Annotated in this window: 1 rRNA gene; it reads right to left on the bottom strand. The window is 55.3% G+C overall.

The annotated features are described in order from the left end of the window. Window positions 1–5: 5 nt before the first annotated feature. Window positions 6–2,918: ribosomal RNA gene (locus KNO98_RS14535) — 23S ribosomal RNA — on the bottom strand. Between the last annotated feature and the right edge of the window lie 26 nt (window positions 2,919–2,944).

Below are 2,944 nucleotides of genomic sequence, written 5' to 3'. Positions count from 1 at the left end.
TAGACTAGATCAAAGCCTCGACCGATTAGTATCATTCAGCTCCACGTGTCACCACGCTTCCACCCATGACCTATCTACCTCATCGTCTCTGAGGGGTCTTTCTTGATTGCTCAAAGGGAAATCTCATCTCGGAGGGGGCTTCATGCTTAGATGCTTTCAGCACTTATCCCGTCCGCACGTAGCTACCCAGCGATGCTCCTGGCGGAACAACTGGTACACCAGCGGTGCGTCCATCCCGGTCCTCTCGTACTAAGGACAGCTCTCCTCAAATTTCCTGCGCCCACGACGGATAGGGACCGAACTGTCTCACGACGTTCTGAACCCAGCTCGCGTACCGCTTTAATGGGCGAACAGCCCAACCCTTGGGACCTACTCCAGCCCCAGGATGCGATGAGCCGACATCGAGGTGCCAAACCTCCCCGTCGATGTGGACTCTTGGGGGAGATCAGCCTGTTATCCCCAGGGTAGCTTTTATCCGTTGAGCGATGGCCCTTCCATGCGGAACCACCGGATCACTAAGCCCGACTTTCGTCCCTGCTCGACTTGTAGGTCTCGCAGTCAAGCTCCCTTCTGCCTTTGCACTCTTCGAATGATTTCCAACCATTCTGAGGGAACCTTTGGGCGCCTCCGTTACTGTTTAGGAGGCGACCGCCCCAGTCAAACTACCCGCCTGACACGGTCCTCCAGCCGGATCACGGCTGCGAGTTAGAGACTCTATACGCAAAGGGTGGTATCCCAAGGGTGTCTCCACCGAAGCTGGCGCTCCGGCTTCACAGACTCCCACCTATCCTGTACATCGCGTACAAAGCCTCAATATCAGGCTGTAGTAAAGCTCCATGGGGTCTTTCCGTCCTGTCGCGGGTAACCTGCATCTTCACAGGTACTATGATTTCACCGGGTCTCTCGTTGAGACAGTGCCCAAATCGTTACGCCTTTCGTGCGGGTCGGAACTTACCCGACAAGGAATTTCGCTACCTTAGGACCGTTATAGTTACGGCCGCCGTTTACTGGGGCTTCGGTTCAGTGCTTCTCTTGCGATGACACATCCCCTTAACCTTCCAGCACCGGGCAGGCGTCAGCCCCTATACTTCATCTTGCGATTTAGCAGAGACCTGTGTTTTTGCTAAACAGTCGTTTGGGCCTATTCACTGCGGCTTATGTTGCCATAAGCGTCCCTTCTCCCGAAGTTACGGGACCATTTTGCCGAGTTCCTTAACGAGAGTTATCCCGCGCGTCTTAGAATTCTCATCTCGCCTACCTGTGTCGGTTTGCGGTACTGGCGCCGACCTCCTCACTAGAGGCTTTTCTTGGCAGCGTGAAATCCGGTGCTTCGCCCTACGGGCTCCACGTCACAGCTCAACCTTGGTGTCGGGCGGATTTGCCAACCCGACGGCCTTGCTGCTTGTCCGTGCACTTCCAGTCGCACGGTCACCTTATCCTTCTGCGTCCCCCCATCGTTCAAACGGTGGTACGGCGGTACAGGAATATCAACCTGTTGTCCATCGCCTACGCCTTTCGGCCTCGGCTTAGGTCCAGACTAACCCTGAGCGGACGAGCCTTCCTCAGGAAACCTTGGGCTTTCGACGGAGGGGATTCTCACCCCTCTTTTCGCTACTCACACCGGCATTCTCACTTCCAAGCGCTCCACGGCTCCTCACGGTACCGCTTCACTGCTGCTTGGAACGCTCTCCTACCATCCCTTACGGGATCCATAGCTTCGGTGGTATGTTTAGCCCCGTTACATTTTCGGCGCGGCGCCACTCGACTAGTGAGCTATTACGCACTCTTTGAATGGTGGCTGCTTCTAAGCCAACATCCTAGTTGTCTGTGCAGCGCCACATCCTTTTCCACTTAACATACACTTGGGGACCTTAGCTGATGGTCTGGGCTGTTTCCCTCTCGACTACGGATCTTATCACTCGCAGTCTGACTCCCGAGTACAAGTTGCTGGCATTCGGAGTTTGACTGAATTCGGTAACCCTGTGGGGGCCCCTAGTCCAATCAGTGCTCTACCTCCAGAACTCTTCACCTCGAGGCTAGCCCTAAAGCTATTTCGGAGAGAACCAGCTATCTCCAGGTTCGATTGGCATTTCACCGCTACCCACACCTCATCCCCGCACTTTTCAACGTGCGTGGGTTCGGACCTCCAGTCAGTGTTACCTGACCTTCATCCTGGACATGGGTAGATCACCTGGTTTCGGGTCTACGACGACGGACTGATGCGCCCTGTTCAGACTCGCTTTCGCTGCGGCTCCGCCTCATCGGCTTAACCTCGCCCGCCATCGTAACTCGCCGGTTCATTCTACAAAAGGCACGCCATCACCCGTTAACGGGCTCTGACTACTTGTAGGCATACGGTTTCAGGATCTGTTTCACTCCCCTTCCGGGGTGCTTTTCACCTTTCCCTCACGGTACTGGTTCACTATCGGTCACTAGGAAGTATTTAGCCTTGGGAGATGGTCCTCCCGGATTCCGACGGGGTTTCACGTGTCCCGCCGTACTCAGGATCCACTCTGGAGGGGATGGGGTTTCGGCTACAGGGCCGTCACCTTCTCTGGCCGACCTTTCCAGGTCGTTCACCTACCCTATCCCTTTGTAACTCCGTATAGAGTGTCCTACAACCCCAGGAAGCATGCTTCCTGGTTTGGGCTGTTCCCGTTTCGCTCGCCGCTACTCAGGGAATCGAATTTTCTTTCTCTTCCTCCGGGTACTTAGATGTTTCAGTTCCCCGGGTTTGCCTCACGCCACGCTATGTATTCACGTGGGTGTCCCGCCAGTCTCCCGGCGGTGGGTTCCCCCATTCGGATATCTCTGGATCGATGTGTACTTACCACTCCCCAGAGCATTTCGCTGTTCGTCGCGTCCTTCATCGGCTCCTAGTGCCAAGGCATCCACCGTACGCCCTTTCTACCTTGATCTAGCGTCTAAGACACACGGTCCATTA

This window comes from Exiguobacterium sp. s57 (assembly GCF_018617685.1).
Lineage (GTDB): Bacteria > Bacillota > Bacilli > Exiguobacteriales > Exiguobacteriaceae > Exiguobacterium > Exiguobacterium marinum.
Note: the sequence above shows the minus strand (reverse complement) of the source record. Positions and strands in the feature narration are given on the sequence as shown.